This is a genomic window from Vibrio sp. 10N.237.312.B06 (assembly GCF_041464685.1).
Lineage (GTDB): Bacteria > Pseudomonadota > Gammaproteobacteria > Enterobacterales > Vibrionaceae > Vibrio > Vibrio tasmaniensis_A.
In genome coordinates this window covers 7,519-24,389 of the sequence record NZ_JBFSPI010000079.1, presented here as the reverse complement: position 1 = coordinate 24,389, position 16,871 = coordinate 7,519, and the positions used below count along the sequence as shown (strand labels likewise).

Here is a 16,871-nt window from a genome sequence, read left to right as displayed (position 1 = left end):
CTACCGATGTATTGTTGAACGCGAAATGTACAGCAAAGATCAACACGCCCTAATGTGATGGTTACGGTTATGGAAGTCTTTTGGCTTAAATAAGGATATTAAATGCGCTCTCTATCAGTACAGTGGAAAATAACCCTCTTAGCAGGTTGTTGTTTAATCATTACGTCACTGTCTCTCATTGGTTTCTCGATCTACAACGCGACGAGCAATCAACAGGTCATAAAATCTCAAAGCTCAGAATCAGTGATTAACAAAACTCAACAGTTGTTGGCATCCGTTTCTCAGCTTAATGCTCAGGAAACTCAACGTTATGTCGATGAAGCTATTTATCGAGCAGAAATGTTGGCTTCTAGTGCTCAGTTTCTAAAGAACAACGCAGACGAAAACTTTACCCCAAGTGAAGAGCTTCGTACTGCGTTAGATGAAATGGTTCGTCGTTCTGTTTTGAACTTTGATTCTATTCAAGGAGCTTACCTAGTCTTCAAGCCCGATTTACTTGATGCTGAAGATGCGAATTATGTCGATGCGGATTATGTCGGCTCGAATGAAAGAGGGCGTTTTGCTCCTTATTGGAAGGTCGCAGATAATGGCGAGAACGTTCTTCCAAACGTGTTATCAGAATCAACATTGAGTGATAACAGCAATAGCGAACGCTTTTTCTGTCCTTTGTCATCTGGCCAAACGTGTATTAGTACGCCAAGAGTTGTGAGTAGCGGTGGTCAAGAACTGCTTACGTCTTCGATTTCGGTGCCTATCATCGTTGATGATGTAGCGATTGGTTTCTTGGGCATCGACTTAAGGCTCGATGGTTTGACCAATGTTGTCACTCAATCGGATCAAAGCTTGTTTGAAGGTGCAGGTACGGTTTACGTCGTTAGCTTAGACGGTTCCGTTATCGCTTCTGATGATTCAAGTATTGCGGTTGGTTCGAGTTTTCAAAGCAACAATACAAGTAGTGATCTAATGACGGACTTTATCTTTGGTGGCGAAGTCACGACTCAATGGAGTGAGAATGGTGAGTGGTTACTCGCATTTGCACCTGTTGTTGCCGCCAACCAAACTTGGGGTGTGCTGTTTGAGATTCCAAGAGAGAGTGTGGTTGCTGACGCGAATCAATTGGATGCCATTATTAGTACTAAGCTAAGTGAAGGTATTAAGACTGAAGTGATTGCGGGTATTAGCTTTATTCTTTTCGGTCTAGCGATCATCGCTTTTGCTTCACTGTCCATTGTTAAGCCTATTCGACAGGTAGTTGAGAGACTGAACGATATTGCTTCTGGTGAAGGTGATTTAACGCAACGCTTGGAAGTGAAATCTCAAGACGAAATTGGTCAGTTGTCACAAGGGTTTAACCTGTTCTTAGACAAGCTTCAACACACGATTAAAGAGGTGATTCAGACCACTGAGCAAGTGGCGAGCACGACAAGCCAAGCGAAGGCCTCTGCATCAAGTACTCGTGAAAGTAGTGAGTCTCAGTTTAAAGAAGTGGATCTTGTGGCGACCGCGGCAGAAGAGATGACTCAGACTTCGGGCTTAGTGGTACAAAATGCTGAAATAGCCGTTGATGCCGCTTGTGAAGCGAATCGTTCTGCTCAGCAAGGCCAACAGGTTATCGAACTTTCTGCCGGTGAAATGAGAAAGCTGGTGGATCGTATGTCGAGCGCCGTGCCTATTGTTGAAGAGTTGGCTAAAAATAACGGTAACATCACTGAGATCTTAAGTGTGATTGAAGGGATCTCTGAGCAAACCAACTTACTGGCATTGAATGCCGCGATTGAAGCGGCTCGTGCAGGTGAGCAAGGTCGAGGTTTTGCCGTCGTTGCTGATGAGGTAAGAAATCTCGCAAGCCGCACACAGTCATCGGTTGGTGAAATCAGAGCGGTGATCGACAAAGTCCACGCGGGCACTCAAGATGTCGTTGAAGCGATACAAGAAGGTAATATTCTCGCTAACGACACGGCATTACATGTTCAAAAAGCGGTCGAAGATCTGGGTTCGATCTTTACTTCTATAGAAGCGATCAGTGATATGAACAACCAAATCGTGAGAGCGGCAGAAGAGCAACAATCGGTTTCCGGTGAAGTGAACCAAAGTGTCGTTAATATCCGTGATTTGAGTGCGAAGATCTTGGATCAAGCCGCCGCTTCTGAACAAGTGGGTAGCGAAATTGACCAACTGTCCCAACAGCAGCAGAAACTGGTTAATCAGTTCAAGGTTTAGTCTAGTTGTTCACTGTATAGCTTTTAAGCTTAGTGAACAATTGAATAGAAAAAGGGACAAATGAAGATTTCATTTGTCCCTTTTATTTTTTTTTGGCTCTAACGCTCTAGGGCTTGGCGATATCCGTGAAACCGATTAACGAAGTTAGTCTTCGATAAACCAGTAACCTTTATTCACCAATTCCGTCACGACGGTTACACCTGAAGGAGAAAGATTAGTTGTTGAGTTAATTACCGAATCATCACACAGTACGTTTAGTAGCGACGAATCAGCCTGTTCAACTTTAACGACTTCCCCATTGATGTAAGCAGTGTTGCTTTCATTCTCATGGTATAGCGCCTTTAACCCCGACACTCGACAGATCTCGCCTTCTGACTCTAAGTGTTGGGCGATCTCTTCTTCTGTCCATAATGGCTCAGGAGCGACGATATCTAGCTGGTGGCGTGATTGGCTTAGCAGACACCCCATGAATTCACTGATGGTTTCAGGTTGCTCTAGTGCAGATTTCAACATGTCAGTGAGATTGCTTAAATCCGATGAACGAATTTTGCCGTAGCCTTCTTGCGTTTTGAACTCTGGATCATGCAGGTGAACATCACCCATATCATGAGCAAGTACAAAGTCGGCAAAGTTGCTAATCAGCTCTTGTTCTTTAGGGGAGCGGTAGCCAATAGAGTAGCTCATTGACGGCTCTAACGTGTTCCCTTCATGCGGGAAACCTGGTGGGATATAAAGGATATCGCCTGGCTCTAAAGTTTCATCAATGATCGGGTCAAAACCTTCGATTTGACGAAGTGCAGAAGCTTGAACGGTCTCTTTGTATTGGCCAATATCTTTTGCGCCGACTTTCCACTGGCGTTTACCTTGGCCTTGAATGATGAATACATCGTATTGATCAATATGGGGGCCTACGCCACCTTCTGGTGCTGAATAGCAGATCATTAGATCGTCGAATAACCAGTTTGGTAACGCTTGGAACGCTTCAGTCAGCTGATTGGCACCCTGATGCCAGTGGTTAGCCGCTTGAACGATCAATTGCCAATGTGTTTCAGTGAGTTCGCCAAACTTCTCTTCTGAGAATGGACCATGTTCTGCAGTCCATTGATTGTCGAGGTTAGAGACAAAGCGAGAATCCAGTTCTTCTTCCATCGATAAACCAGCAAGTTCTTCCGGCGAAATTGGGTCGACGAAGTTTTGGAAGCCACCTTTCAAGATGGTTGGTTTTTTATGCCAGTAGTTTTCAAGAAACTCGGGCATAGAAAAGCTAAGTCGGTACATGTGAATCCTGTATGTTTTTATGCTAGATGCTAGATGCTAGATGCTAGATGCTAGATGCTAGTTTGGCTTGTAAATCTTGTTGGACAATCTTAATTGCTTCTAACGCAACCTTTGGGTCGATTTCGTTGCTTTCGAGCAGATAGATCAGGTCGACAGCTAACTTAACTTCTTCTGGGGCGTTATCCAGTGGTGATGATGGGTTATCAGTGTTCATTTCGCTTGGGGTTCTCTAAGTTAATCAGTCTCTCAATATTTTTCATTGAGTCTTCGCAGCGTTCTAATCGTTCTTTTGCTAATTGCCAAGCCTCGTCCGCTTTTTTCTTACTGTGGCGAGGCGCAGAATCAAACGCTAACTTGCGTACTCGTACTAAATCGACCAGTCGCTTTTGCCAATCTTGGTGCTGAGCGAGTTCGTTGTATAGGTCGTTGAGATTTTTGCCTGACTTACTTTTTCGGTCTAAGCGTAAATCATGGTTAGCGAGCTCCCTTTGGATTGCTGCTATCTGGTTAGTGAGTTTTTCTGTCAGGTAGTTGGCCCGAGATGCGGTCAGTTGATTTGTATTTTGTTCACGAATAATGGTGTTGTACGTTGCTTGAGTTTCAAGTGCGTAGGGCATTAAGATAGAAGAGCTGCACTTAAATAAGGTTCGGTCAAACAAGGCTTGATGATAAGCACCACGGGCTTTGTCGACCTGAGAACTGTGCCCAATTAAGGTATCCAGTACACTTTTAAGATTTGAAAAATGGTTCATTTCGCTTCCCATTGGCTGGTGGCTATAAGTTTACAAACCACGCTTCGTAAGCCAGTTTAATCGCAAGGACACTCACAACAGTCACAAAGACAGGTCGTATAAATGTAGCACCAAAGCGAATAGCAGAATGTGCTCCAACAAATGCACCAGCCATCAAACAAAGCCCCATGGTTAAACCTAGAACCCAATCAATATGACCGAGAATCGCAAAGGTCACCAAAGACGTAAAGTTACTGGTAAAGTTCATGGCTTTAGATAGACCAGAAGCAAGTAAGATATTAAGACGATAAAGCGCCATCGAGCTCACAGTCCAAAAAGCGCCTGTTCCTGGGCCTGCAACACCATCATAAAAGCCGAGAATGAATCCTTGGTACTTTTGCTTTCTCTTGAGTACCGGGCACGGTTTAGGAGACACATTATGGCTCACATCTGGAGTCTTATGAAAAATGGTATAGACCGCTGCTGCAAGAATGACTAGCGGTAATACCTTCTCTAACCACTCTGTGCTTATGGCATCAACAGTCAGGGTGCCGATTGTTGCACCTATTAAAGTAGATATGAATGCATTGACCCAACATTCAGGTTTGAACAGCTTCTTGCGATAGTAAGTAAAAGCGGCTGTTGATGAGGCGAATGTTGCGGCCAGCTTATTAGTACCGAGTGCAATGTGTGGTGGTAAACCAAGCGATAGCAAAGCTGGTACAGTTAACATTCCTCCGCCACCGGCGACAGCATCAATAAAGCCTGCAGCAAATGCAACCAAGGCAAGTATGACCAACATGGTTGGCTCAATCATTTCCATAAATAGCTAGTGTTCTCGTTATCGGCTGTTCGGGCAGCCACATGAAGAATCGAGGGATTAGTCATGCTGGGTTGTGAATGCAAGGGCCTAGCGATGGCAGACCCATAACTACCACGAGGGTAGAAAAATTAGTATTTTATTGTTCTTTTAAAAGGCGGTAGCGAATCGAGTAGGGACTTTCCGTATCGCTTCGTGACTATGCGTCTATCAAGGATCGTGACTTTACCAGAATCTCGTTCTTTACGCAGCAATCTACCCACAGATTGAATAAGCTTTTTACTCGCTTCTGGAACAGTAATCTGCATAAACGGATTACCGCCACGAGATTCAATATATTCTGAATGTGCCCGCTCTACAGGTGAGGTAGGAACACCAAAAGGAATCTTGGTAATAACAAGGTTTTCAAGCAGCTCGCCAGGTAGATCAAGACCTTCAGAAAAGCTACCCGTTCCAAAAAGAACGCTTGTTTTACCTTGGTCCATGAGCTTTTTATGTTTTTTTAGGATTTCAGTTCGTGAGGTATCCCCCTGAACCTGTAACGCCCACGACTTTTTAACGAAATCTGTTGCCAAAGCTTCTGCCACTTGGTTCATTTGCCAATAAGAAGAGAATAGAATGAGATTGGCTTTGTTGTCTTCTATTACCTTAGGCAAAATTTCAATAAGATATTCGGTAAACTGAGGTGCTTGTGGTTCGTACTTCATTGCAGGTACCACTAATTCAGCTTGGTTCTGATAATCAAACGGCGATGCCAAAGCAAGAAATTGTACGCCATCTTCTGCTTTTTGGCTGATACCTGATTGATGACAAAAAAAGCTGAAAGAGTTGAGTGCTCTCATGGTCGCAGATACTAACACTGCACCAACACAACGACTCCAAATCTGTTGGTCCAGTTGCCAACCGACTTCTAATGGTGAGACATTAACAACAAAGTCCCCCTCGCTTTCTTTGCTTAATTCAAGCCAGCGAGCCAAAGGCGCCCCTTTTTCTCTCTTAGGTTCAGCCATTAATCGCCAAACTTGAGCAAGGTTTTCTGTTCTTTGTATATAAAAGCCAATTTCTGCAAGCGCAGGCTCTGCAAGCTTTGCGGAAAGCTCTCCGTCTTTAACTCGTTCTGCAATCAAGTCTGCAATTTTTGCTACGGCTTGGTTCGCCTTTTGCGTTAATTGTTTGAGATCTTTCGATTCGCTTTCTAACCATTCAGGTAAGTCACCATGCTCGAAGCGATACAAGCCATCTTCGAAGTGGCTAGCGTCAAACTGTTTGCTCATTTTAGTCAGAGTCGGGATCAGTTGTTGTACTGAGTCTTGCAACTCATTTCTAAATCTATGAACACGTTTCTCGTCTGCTAGCCCCGAAAGCTTAGTGATCGATTGATTCAAACGCTCTAACCAAGAGGCAGCGCCTTTTAAGCTTGCGGCAGCAGAGGAGTGATCTCTCGCTACGTGTGGCAAGTGGTGAGCTTCATCAAATATATAGATGCTATTTTCTGGTTCTGGCAGTATCACACCGCCGCCTAGGTCCGCATCAGCCATCACTAAACTGTGATTGGCGATAATCACGTCTGCTTTATCTAGCTCTGAACGCGCTTTTTGGAAAGGGCAGTCTCTGTGCGTAGGCATACTGTTGTTACAGCTGTGCTTATCACTGACAATCATCTGCCAAATCATGTTGTCGATAGGTTTTGGCCACGAATCACGGTCACCATCCCATTTACCTTGGGTGAGGCTGCGGTACATGGTTTGCAGTTGCTCGATGTCTTTCTTTTTTGGTTTGGACTCGAACATCGCCATTTGACCACCATCAACCCCACACGCAGCGGCCAACTTCTCTGTACAACAATAACGCTGCCTTCCTTTCGCTAAGATGAAAGAAAACTCTCTATCAGTAAGTCGTCTATATAGAGGGAGATCTTTATTGACGAGTTGTTCTTGTAGCGCAACGGTCGCTGTTGAAATGACGATTTTACGATTGTTGAGCACGGCGACAGGAATTGTTGCCATTAAATAAGCCAGTGACTTCCCGATCCCGGTACCTGCTTCAGCAACAATCATGCGATTACTTTTGTGGTATTGACCACAAAGTGTCTTCGCTATTTCTGCAACAAGGTAATTTTGAGCACGTCGAGGTACAAAGTTATCCAACTGATCTTGGAGGTTTTGATAACTGGTGCGTATAGAATTTTGAATTTTAGTAGTTAGCATACTGTGACCTACGTAACGGAGCGAGGATAGTAGCACATATCACTAGTCGGTACATTTACCGCAAAATAGCTTGCTTTTGAATCAAAGGTAGATCTCGTTCACAAAAAAAAACTGAACCTTCAGGAACTTAACGATTTTATTTATGTTACGAAATATATATATTAAAAAATCGCATTATGCAGGCGTTAAGTTCTGTTAATGGCACTTTAAATATAAATTAGCGGAGTATTATGCTAAGTTGTTCTTTATTTGGGCTATTATATTTCCCTTTAAATTTAAGGGTAAGTTGCTCGTGAAATGATGAAAAAAAATGTAAACCTATGATTTTTATGTATTTTTGATTTTTTTAGGTTTGTTTTTAGTTTATTTGACACGCAGGATAATCTTTTGCAATCTAGACCACGAAATTTAGTGGCGGTGATTAACTACCAAAGAGTAGTAATGACCAGTCATAAAAAATAAAAGGGAACCGGGCAAGGATCTCCCATTTTTAGAAAAGGCAGTGGATTTATTATGAAAAAGACTCTATTAGCTCTAGCAGTTATGACAGCAGCTGGTTCTGCAAACGCAGCAATCGAAATTTACAACCAAGACGGCGTTTCTGTTAACCTTAAAGGTGACATCGAAGTTGTATACAGCAACGAGTACAAAAAAGGTTCTTCAATGGAACAAAAAATCGAAGATGCTGACTTCGGTTTTGATATTAAGTACATGGTAAACGACGAGTGGAAAGTTGGCGCTTACTGGGAATTTAACGGTTCTGATAACGCAAATGCTGAAAAAACTCGTAACGGTGATACATACGTTGCAGCTTACCACAACACTCTAGGTTCAATTAAGTTTGGTCGCCTATGTACTGCTGTTGATGATCTAGGTATCGGTAAAGATGAAGCTTACGGCATCTCTAAACTTCTAGACAACGAAACTAAAGAATGTGCTGACGAAGCTGTTCGTTACGACTTCGATAATGGCGCTCTATACGCTACACTTGGTTTTGTTCAAGATAAAATTGACGGTTCAAATAATGCTGAAACTAAAGGTTCAGACGTTGAGTACTTTGATGCGCGTATGGGTTACCGTTTTACTGATTTCGACGTTTCTGCTTTCGTTGCTAACCTTAAGCAAGATGACAGCAAAAAATATGACCACCAAGGTTACGGTGCTGAGCTAGTATTCTCTGGTATCGAAAACGTTTACCTATCTACAGCATACTACGGTGTAAGTTCTGACAAAGCGAATGACGACAACTCAACAATCGCATTTGCTGCTGGTTACACTATGGGCCTTTGGGGCTTCAACACTGGTTACTCAATCGGTGACCACGACGATAAAGTTAAAGAAGAAGATCGTTGGTTCGTAAACTCTACTTACGCAATCGCACCAAACACTAAAGTGTACGCGGAAGTTGGTGGTATCGATTACGATTCAAAACGTCTTAATGACAAAGGTGAAAAGTACTACAAAACAGATACTGGTCTAGCAATTGGTGTTGAAGCATCATTCTAATGACCTCGTAATCGAGTTTTAGAAAAAAAGCCACCTTAGGGTGGCTTTTTTGTTAGGATAAAGAGTAGTTTATTAGATTTTAAAGAGAGACATGATGAAGAAAGTATTGTTAGCTTTGGGCTTACTTACAAGCGTTATTGGCAGTGTAAGTGCGGCAACCCTAACGCCTCAGAAAGGCGTATCAATTCTGTACATTAATGGTCAAGCTGCTCAAAATAAAATCAGTGAAAACCAAATTAATGAGGGTTTTAACCAGGTTTTAGTTCGCTTTGATAAAAAGTTTGGTAACAGCGGTGTTTATTCTTCGGCACCTTATGTATTGAATTTTGATGTTACTGGTGAAGAGGTTGAAATTAAGTCTCCAAAAGTACGTAGCTATATGGAAGCTGAGAAGATCTTTGAAGCTGTGAATCCATCATGGGTAGTTTTGCAGGATGATGTCGCCATTAAATATCAACAGGGTGTCATTGAACGTAAGCCCGGTTTTGCACCGTTTGGCGGTCTAGAGTCTCGACTAGCTGAGCATAATGCAAGTAAGGCAGTCTATTTTAAAGATGGCGTGTTACTTGATAAACCAGCGGAAGCAGTGGTATTGGCTTCTGTGGTAGACAATACGACAGCACAGACAAGCGGCAAAGCTCAGAAACAAGTGAAACTGGCTGAGACTCAGAATGTTGAGCAATTGCAGGCTTGGTATATCAAAGCTTCTAAGCAAGAACGCAAAGAATTCCGTAAATGGATGATTGACCAAGAGTAATCAATCTTCATCTACAAAAAAGCGAGACTAATAAGAGTCTCGCTTTTGCTATATTGGTACTTTTTCTGTATCGATACTTTTTCTGTATCAGTAAGAGCTAAATCTCTTTCCATTCACCTGGCTGAAGCTGACCCACGTTCATATTGCCCATTGAGTAGCGGATTAGACGCAGGGTAGGGAAGCCTATGTTTGCCGTCATTCGTCTTACCTGACGGTTACGTCCTTCGATGATGGTAATCGCTAACCATGTTGTTGGTATCGCCGCTCTGAAGCGCACAGGAGGAGTTCTTTCCCAAACCTGAGGTTCTTGCATCACTTCTACTTCTGCAGGTAATGTCATACCATCTTTTAGCTCAACACCTTTTCTCAATTTATCTAAATCTTTCTCAGAAGGCGCACCTTCAACCTGTACCCAGTAAGTCTTGGTCGATTTTGAGTTCGGCTGAGTCAACTTAGCTTGAAAGATGCCATCATTGGTCAAGACCATTAACCCTTCGCTATCACGATCAAGTCGACCTGCAGCATAAACATCTTTTACGGGAATAAAATCCGCTAGCGTTTTTCTACCTTCGCCATCAGTGAACTGGCTGAGAGTATCAAAAGGTTTGTTGAATAGAATCACTTTGCGATCTTCGGGTGCTACCTTAGGCTTTGCGTTGGTAGTTTTGCCTTTATATCGGTGTTTGCTGGAGTGCGGTTTTTTGTGTGAACTGCCAGTGTCATTTTTGCCACTGTGTTGATTCTGTCTATTACCGCTTTGTTTTAATGTGGTACCAGAACGAGCCGGTTTGTCTGAACGAGATGCGCTGCGTGAGCGAGTAGACATGTTAACTACCTTGCAAAAATGTAAACGAAGTGTGCTGAAAAGTTTTCATAGAAACGGAATTGAGCTATCATTTGCGCGCCTAAAAGACACAAAATAGAACAAGTTGATGGACTCTTAAGCCTGATTTGTTTAATTATACCTTCGTGTTTTATTATAACTGGCTCTTTTATTAAAACAATGCACTCACGGATTTGGCTCATGCTGTCATCAAGATTGCATGAAAAATAAGATAGAGTACGACTATCGAGTAAGCAGTTTTCACTCTCAGAGTGGCTTACTGGTCAATTTATAACACTCTCACTGCTTTAAGTGAGCTTGTAAGAACTATAGGGAAATTTCATGCCTACTGAAAAACCAACGATCATCTATACCATTACTGACGAAGCTCCGGCGCTAGCAACTTACTCTCTGCTGCCTATCATTCAATCTTTTACGGCTTCTTCTGGTATTAACGTTGATACTCGCGACATTTCACTTGCAGGGCGCATTATTGCCAACTTCCCTGACTACCTGAACGAAGAGCAACGTATTGGTGATGCATTAGCAGAACTTGGTGAATTTGCTAAGACACCAGAAGCGAACATCATCAAGCTTCCAAACATCTCTGCATCTGTTCCTCAACTTCAAGCAACAATCAAAGAGCTTCAGTCAAAAGGTTACGCACTTCCTAATTACCCAGAAGAAGCAAACACTGACGAAGAGAAAGCCGTTAAAGCGACTTACGATAAAATCAAAGGCAGTGCTGTAAACCCTGTGTTACGTGAAGGTAACTCGGATCGCCGCGCTCCACTTTCTGTTAAAAACTACGCGAAGAAGAACCCACACTCAATGGGTGCTTGGTCTGCGGATTCTAAGTCGCACGTTTCAAGTATGGACGACAAAGACTTCTTCGGCAGCGAAAAGTCAGTAACAATTGAAGGTGCTACAGAAGTTAGCATTGAATTCGTTGGTAAAGATGGTGCGAAGAAAACTCTGAAGCCCGCTTTTGCATTGCAAGATAAAGAGATCATTGATGCGTCAGTGATGAACAAAGCTGCTTTGGTTGCGTTCTTCGAGAAAGAGATTGCATCAGCTAAAGAGCAAGGTGTACTGCTTTCTCTTCACATGAAAGCGACGATGATGAAAGTATCTGACCCAGTGATCTTTGGCCATGCGGTTAAGGTTTACTACAAAGACGTATTCGCTAAACACGGTGAGCTATTCGAAGAGCTTGGTGTTGATGTAAACAACGGCATCGGCGATGTATACGCAAAAATTGCTGCGCTTCCTCAAGAGCAGAAAGAAGCGATTGAAGCTGACCTACAAGCGGTATACGAGACTCAACCGCCACTAGCTATGGTTGATTCGGATCGCGGCATTACTAACCTACACGTTCCAAGCGACATCATTGTTGATGCATCTATGCCTGCAATGCTGCGTTCTTCAGGTCAAATGTGGGATCCAGAAGGTAAGCAGAAAGACACGAAAGCTATGATCCCTGATCGCAGCTACGCAAGCATCTACCAAGCAGTTATTGATTTCTGCAAAGAGAACGGCGCTTTCGATCCAACAACAATGGGTAGTGTACCAAACGTTGGCTTGATGGCTCAAAAAGCGGAAGAGTACGGTTCTCACGATAAGACTTTTATCCTTGAAGCTGCTGGTCAGGTTCAAGTTGTTGACGCTTCAGGCGCTGTGCTTCTAGAGCAAGACGTAGAGGAAGGCGATATCTTCCGTATGTGTCAGGTTAAAGATGCACCAATTCAAGACTGGGTTAAGCTAGCGGTAACTCGTGCTCGTGCTTCGGGTGTTCCAGCAGTATTCTGGCTAGACGCGTCTCGTGCGCATGATGCTCAGCTTATTAAGAAAGTTGAAGCTTACCTTCCTGAATATGATACCGATGGTCTTGAAATTAAGATCCTTGCTCCTTTAGAAGCAACTCAGTACTCACTGGTTCGTATCAAAGAAGGCCTAGATACTATTTCGGTTACAGGTAACGTATTACGTGATTACCTAACGGATTTGTTCCCGATTCTAGAGCTTGGTACGTCAGCTAAAATGCTATCGATTGTTCCACTTATGAACGGTGGCGGCCTGTTTGAAACAGGTGCTGGCGGTTCTGCGCCTAAGCATGTTCAACAAGTAGAGAAAGAAAACCACCTGCGTTGGGACTCTCTTGGTGAGTTCTTGGCACTAGCGGCATCTCTAGAGCACCTAAGCGTAGTAACGGGGAATGCTAAGGCACAAGTTCTCGCTGACGCGCTTGATAAAGCGACGGGTGAATTCCTAGATAACAACAAGTCTCCTTCACGTCGAGTGGGTGAGCTTGATAACCGTGGTAGCCACTACTACCTTGCAGCATACTGGGCGAAAGCGCTGGCTGAGCAAACGGTTGACGCTGACCTTGCTGCTGAGTTCGCAGGTGTTGCAACTCAATTGGCTGAAAGTGAAGAAGCTATTGTTGCTGAGCTGAATAACGCTCAAGGTCCAGCTGGCGACTTAGGTGGTTATTACCTACTTGATGATGCATTGGTTTCATCACTAATGCGCCCAAGCTCAACGCTAAACGCATTTATTGACGCATAGTGATTGGACTCATCGTTAGTAAGTCATGAACATGATTTACTAACGAGTTGCTTGGTCTGGCAGTTAAGTCACAGATAAAGTCAAAACGAAAGATGCTTTAACGATAACGTTAAAGCGTCTTTTTTTATTCATAATGCTTCCTAGACCTAGACCTAGACCTAGACCTAGACCTAGACCTAGACCTAGACCTAGACCTGCTAAAGGGATCTCTCGGACGATTTGTACTGGTGAATAGCTTTTAGCTCTCAGATCGAAAAACCGCCCATTTAAGCCTGTATTACAGGTATGAAATGAGCGGTTTCAATGTTCTGCTTACCTGACAGTCGTTTATTAAGACTGATAGAGGTCTACATGTTTGGCAATCGCCTATTTTACGGCGCTGCCTTCTACAGGAACAACGGAGCTAGCATGGGAGCCTTTAGGTCCACTTTCTACTTCATAATCGACCTGTTGACCTGCCTTTAAGGTTCGATAACCTTCCATTTGTATTGTGGAGTAGTGCGCGAAAATATCGCCATCTTCACCTTCTGGACAAATAAAACCAAACCCTTTGGCATTGTTAAACCATTTTACTGTACCTGTAGCCATGCTATACATCCCTCATGCATTTTGTTACTAACGTTGTTATATCAAATCAATGTAAGTTCGATTGATATTATTCCTATCAACTAAACAATTTCAGCTGATAGCTTGAATCTCATACATTGCTTACGGAAATTAACGCTACCCTGCGTAATTATTCCTTATTATAAATTTTTAACGCTTATTACTAGGTTTAGAATCGTGTTACGAAGTTGTATCAGAAAAACCTTTTAGCTCCAATGTAGCTAATGATTGAGTACAGTCAATAGCAAATTGGTATAAAAATGATCAATTTTAATAACAAATCACATTCGAGATTGGCTGCATACTATTAACTAAATAGTAACTTAACGACGATCTTATCGTCACCATCAATAGTTGTGGTGTCTTTTTAATCAATCACATATGTTAATCCTGTTAATCGAGATCTTTTATTTGCAGCGATGGAAATGGTGGATTAGGCTCAGTATAGAGGAATATTTTTTGGTACTGTTTCTTGGTGCAGTTTCTTAGTACACCGTAATGCGTGAATGTGGTAAATTTGAGTTAACTAAACATTCACGACTTCCGAAAAATAACCCTTAGCAAAGCTAATATGAGCCGAAACTTTGAATGGGCATCTCCAGGTTCAGATTTACTGGAGAAAGAGAGAACGAAAGTAAAGCCACCGGCAATGTATAACGTTGTATTACATAACGATGACTACACGCCCATGGACTTTGTAATCGAGATCCTAGAGCGATTTTTCTCACTAGATATCGAAAAAGCAACGGAAGTGATGCTCAAGGTTCATTATGAAGGTAAAGCTATTTGTGGCACATACAGTGCTGAAATAGCGGAAACAAAGGTAGCGCAGGTAACGATGTACTCAAAGGAAAATGAGCATCCGCTACTATGTACAATGGAGCAAGTGTAAATTGCTCGAACAACACTGTTGTTCCCTTAGGAGGTACTTATGCTAAATAAAGAATTAGAGACGAGTTTAAATGGCGCATTTTCTCGTGCGCGAGACAAGCGACATGAATTCATGACTGTCGAACACCTCCTACTAGCATTATTAGAAAATGATGCGGCCAAGGAAGCGCTCCAAGCTTATCAGGCTGATCTCGATGCTCTTCGCAATGAGCTCGATATTTTTATCGACCAAACGACCCCACTCATCCCTGAAAGCGACGAGACTCGTGAAACCCAGCCCACGCTGAGCTTTCAACGAGTACTTCAGCGCGCTGTTTTTCATGTTCAATCTTCAGGTCGCAGCGAAGTAACAGGTGCAAATGTACTTGTGGCTATTTTTAGTGAGCAAGAATCTCACGCGGCATATCTTCTTAAGAAAAACGACATCAGCCGCTTAGACATAGTGAATTTTATTTCACACGGTATTACCAAAGGCAGCAATGAAGGCGATAGCGGTTCATCTCCTGATTCATTTGGTGGTGCAGAGAATGCCGAAGAAGCTAACTCAGAAGATCGTCTAGAAAATTTTGCGACCAACCTTAACGAAGTAGCGAAGCAAGGTAACATTGACCCACTCATCGGTCGTGACAAAGAGCTAGAACGTACCGTTCAAGTTCTGTGTCGTCGTCGTAAGAACAACCCTCTATTAGTGGGAGAGGCGGGTGTGGGTAAAACTGCTATCGCTGAAGGTCTTGCATGGCGCATCGTTGAAGGCCAAGTCCCTGAAATCATTCAGAGCAGCGTGATTTACTCTTTGGATATTGGTTCATTGCTTGCGGGAACGAAATATCGTGGTGACTTTGAGAAGCGCTTTAAAGCGATTCTGAAGCAACTCGAGAAAGAAGAAGACGCTATCCTGTTCATCGATGAGATCCATACCATTATTGGTGCGGGTGCAGCATCGGGTGGTCAGGTGGATGCGGCAAACCTAATTAAACCGCTATTAAGCAGCGGTAAATTACGTTGTATTGGCTCAACCACTTACCAAGAGTACAGCAGTATTTTTGAGAAGGAGCGTGCTTTATCTCGTCGCTTCCAGAAAATCGATATTGTTGAACCATCGCTAGATGATACAACCAAAATTCTGATTGGCTTGAAGCCAAAATACGAAGCTCACCACGAAGTACGTTACACCAACAAAGCGTTACGTGCCGCTGTGGAGTTGTCTGCTAAGTATATTAATGAACGTCACCTTCCAGATAAGGCGATTGACGTTATTGATGAAGCGGGTGCTCGTAGTCGTTTGGCGCCTGCAAGTCGTCGTAAGAAAACGGTAAGCGTGGCTGATATTGAGTCAATGGTTGCGAAAATGGCGCGTATTCCTGAGAAGTCAGTATCGTCTTCAGACAAAGATACGCTGCAGAAACTGGATGACCGCATGAAAATGTTGGTATTCGGACAAGACCCAGCGATCGATGTATTGAGCGAAGCGATCAAGCTAACTCGTGCAGGATTGGGAGCAGACAATAAACCTGTTGGTTCATTCTTGTTTGCTGGCCCTACTGGTGTCGGTAAAACAGAGGTGACTGTTCAACTGTCTAAATTGATGGGTATTGAGCTTCTGCGCTTTGATATGTCTGAGTACGGTGAGCGTCACTCGGTAAGCCGCTTGATCGGTGCGCCTCCTGGTTATGTTGGTTATGATCAAGGTGGTCTGCTAACCGATGCTGTTATCAAGAACCCACACTCTGTTGTGCTACTTGATGAGATCGAGAAGGCACACCCAGATATCTTTAACTTGTTATTACAGGTGATGGACAACGGTACGCTAACCGACAACAACGGTCGCAAAGCAGATTTCCGCAATGTGATCCTAGTGATGACGACCAACGCTGGTGTTGCAGAAACCGAGAAGAAATCGATCGGTTTGATCCAACAAGATCATGCGCCAGACGCAATGAGTGAAATCAAGAAGGTATTTACTCCTGAGTTCCGTAACCGTCTTGATAATATCATCTGGTTCAACAGCCTTGATCCAAGTGTGATCAGTCAAGTTGTTGATAAGTTTATTGTTGAGCTTCAGGTCCAACTGGACGCTCGTGGTGTATCTTTAGAGGTTTCTGAGGATGCTCGTCATTGGTTAGCTGAAAGAGGCTATGACAAGACCATGGGCGCTCGTCCGATGGGACGTGTGATTCAAGAGAAGCTTAAAAAGCCTCTTGCTAATGAGTTGCTGTTCGGAAGTTTGGTTGACGGCGGTACGGTTAAAGTATCTCTGAAAAAAGACGAACTGGATTTCATCTATGTTGGTGCGAAAGAAGAGGTTATGCATTAGGCATACTTCTTAAACACTAACGGCTTATAAAGAGCACTGGGTACAGTTAATTACGATATTAAACGCATGACTTCGGTTGTGCGTTTTTTTATGCTTGCTAGATGCTAGATGCTAGATGCTAGATGCTAGATGCTAGATGCTAGATGCTAG

Annotated in this window: 13 protein-coding genes; 6 read left to right on the top strand and 7 right to left on the bottom strand. The window is 43.2% G+C overall.

Annotated features, from left to right (window positions below; all coding sequences use genetic code 11):
- The first annotated feature begins 102 nt into the window (after positions 1–102).
- On the top strand, positions 103–2,220 hold the full coding sequence (locus tag AB6C75_RS18180) for a methyl-accepting chemotaxis protein (protein WP_372108552.1): 2,118 nt from the start codon (positions 103–105) through the stop codon (positions 2,218–2,220).
- Positions 2,221–2,364: 144 nt separating this feature from the next.
- On the opposite strand, the gene AB6C75_RS18175 is transcribed toward AB6C75_RS18180, so the two are convergent.
- From AB6C75_RS18175 to dinG, 5 genes are all read right to left on the bottom strand, one after another.
- A complete protein-coding gene (locus AB6C75_RS18175) occupies positions 2,365–3,498 on the bottom strand; it encodes a JmjC domain-containing protein (protein ID WP_372108550.1) in 1,134 nt (377 codons plus the stop codon).
- Between the two features lie 43 nt (positions 3,499–3,541).
- Complete coding sequence (rsmS, locus tag AB6C75_RS18170; protein WP_009846328.1) at positions 3,542–3,712, bottom strand: pleiotropic regulatory protein RsmS; 171 nt, start codon at positions 3,710–3,712, stop codon at positions 3,542–3,544.
- Positions 3,702–4,250, bottom strand: coding sequence for a primosomal replication protein (locus AB6C75_RS18165; RefSeq protein WP_029222036.1), 549 nt, complete (start codon positions 4,248–4,250; stop codon positions 3,702–3,704). The genes rsmS and AB6C75_RS18165 overlap by 11 nt, the downstream gene beginning before the upstream one ends.
- Positions 4,251–4,272: 22 nt before the next feature.
- A complete protein-coding gene (locus AB6C75_RS18160; RefSeq protein WP_017062114.1) occupies positions 4,273–5,052 on the bottom strand; it encodes a TSUP family transporter in 780 nt (259 codons plus the stop codon).
- Between the two features lie 128 nt (positions 5,053–5,180).
- Entirely contained in the window at positions 5,181–7,256 is a 2,076-nt protein-coding gene (gene dinG / locus AB6C75_RS18155; RefSeq protein ID WP_372108548.1) for an ATP-dependent DNA helicase DinG, read from the bottom strand.
- Positions 7,257–7,769: 513 nt separating this feature from the next.
- Here dinG and AB6C75_RS18150 point away from each other — a divergent pair.
- Together AB6C75_RS18150 and AB6C75_RS18145 are read left to right on the top strand one after the other, a co-directional pair.
- Positions 7,770–8,762: a porin gene (locus tag AB6C75_RS18150; protein ID WP_372108546.1), complete on the top strand. Its 993-nt coding sequence runs from the start codon at positions 7,770–7,772 to the stop codon at positions 8,760–8,762.
- Between the two features lie 91 nt (positions 8,763–8,853).
- Positions 8,854–9,519, top strand: coding sequence for a DUF2057 family protein (locus tag AB6C75_RS18145; protein WP_372108544.1), 666 nt, complete (start codon positions 8,854–8,856; stop codon positions 9,517–9,519).
- 97 nt (positions 9,520–9,616) lie between these two features.
- On the opposite strand, the gene AB6C75_RS18140 is transcribed toward AB6C75_RS18145, so the two are convergent.
- On the bottom strand, positions 9,617–10,345 hold the full coding sequence (locus AB6C75_RS18140) for a pseudouridine synthase (protein WP_372031937.1): 729 nt from the start codon (positions 10,343–10,345) through the stop codon (positions 9,617–9,619).
- Positions 10,346–10,684: 339 nt separating this feature from the next.
- On the opposite strand from AB6C75_RS18140, the gene AB6C75_RS18135 reads away from it, so the two are divergent.
- Complete coding sequence (locus AB6C75_RS18135) at positions 10,685–12,910, top strand: NADP-dependent isocitrate dehydrogenase (protein ID WP_372108542.1); 2,226 nt, start codon at positions 10,685–10,687, stop codon at positions 12,908–12,910.
- Positions 12,911–13,276: 366 nt separating this feature from the next.
- On the opposite strand, the gene cspD is transcribed toward AB6C75_RS18135, so the two are convergent.
- Positions 13,277–13,498: a cold shock domain-containing protein CspD gene (cspD, locus tag AB6C75_RS18130; RefSeq protein WP_009846336.1), complete on the bottom strand. Its 222-nt coding sequence runs from the start codon at positions 13,496–13,498 to the stop codon at positions 13,277–13,279.
- Between the two features lie 589 nt (positions 13,499–14,087).
- On the opposite strand from cspD, the gene clpS reads away from it, so the two are divergent.
- Positions 14,088–14,408 carry an ATP-dependent Clp protease adapter ClpS gene (gene clpS / locus AB6C75_RS18125; protein ID WP_009846337.1) on the top strand — a complete coding sequence of 107 codons (321 nt, stop codon included), beginning with the start codon at positions 14,088–14,090 and terminating at the stop codon, positions 14,406–14,408.
- Positions 14,409–14,447: 39 nt separating this feature from the next.
- Positions 14,448–16,721, top strand: coding sequence for an ATP-dependent Clp protease ATP-binding subunit ClpA (clpA, locus tag AB6C75_RS18120; RefSeq protein WP_372108539.1), 2,274 nt, complete (start codon positions 14,448–14,450; stop codon positions 16,719–16,721).
- Positions 16,722–16,871 lie beyond the last annotated feature (150 nt).

What these genes read in the sequence shown, in the direction of transcription:
- dinG (WP_372108548.1), bottom strand. Translation starts at nt 7,256, where the DNA reads ATGCTAACTACTAAAATTCAAAATTCTATACGCACCAGTTATCAAAAC.
- AB6C75_RS18180 (WP_372108552.1), top strand. Translation starts at nt 103, where the DNA reads ATGCGCTCTCTATCAGTACAGTGGAAAATAACCCTCTTAGCAGGTTGT.
- rsmS (WP_009846328.1), bottom strand. Translation starts at nt 3,712, where the DNA reads ATGAACACTGATAACCCATCATCACCACTGGATAACGCCCCAGAAGAA.
- AB6C75_RS18175 (WP_372108550.1), bottom strand. Translation starts at nt 3,498, where the DNA reads ATGTACCGACTTAGCTTTTCTATGCCCGAGTTTCTTGAAAACTACTGG.
- AB6C75_RS18145 (WP_372108544.1), top strand. Translation starts at nt 8,854, where the DNA reads ATGATGAAGAAAGTATTGTTAGCTTTGGGCTTACTTACAAGCGTTATT.
- AB6C75_RS18160 (WP_017062114.1), bottom strand. Translation starts at nt 5,052, where the DNA reads ATGGAAATGATTGAGCCAACCATGTTGGTCATACTTGCCTTGGTTGCA.
- AB6C75_RS18135 (WP_372108542.1), top strand. Translation starts at nt 10,685, where the DNA reads ATGCCTACTGAAAAACCAACGATCATCTATACCATTACTGACGAAGCT.
- clpA (WP_372108539.1), top strand. Translation starts at nt 14,448, where the DNA reads ATGCTAAATAAAGAATTAGAGACGAGTTTAAATGGCGCATTTTCTCGT.
- cspD (WP_009846336.1), bottom strand. Translation starts at nt 13,498, where the DNA reads ATGGCTACAGGTACAGTAAAATGGTTTAACAATGCCAAAGGGTTTGGT.
- AB6C75_RS18165 (WP_029222036.1), bottom strand. Translation starts at nt 4,250, where the DNA reads ATGAACCATTTTTCAAATCTTAAAAGTGTACTGGATACCTTAATTGGG.
- AB6C75_RS18150 (WP_372108546.1), top strand. Translation starts at nt 7,770, where the DNA reads ATGAAAAAGACTCTATTAGCTCTAGCAGTTATGACAGCAGCTGGTTCT.
- AB6C75_RS18140 (WP_372031937.1), bottom strand. Translation starts at nt 10,345, where the DNA reads ATGTCTACTCGCTCACGCAGCGCATCTCGTTCAGACAAACCGGCTCGT.
- clpS (WP_009846337.1), top strand. Translation starts at nt 14,088, where the DNA reads ATGAGCCGAAACTTTGAATGGGCATCTCCAGGTTCAGATTTACTGGAG.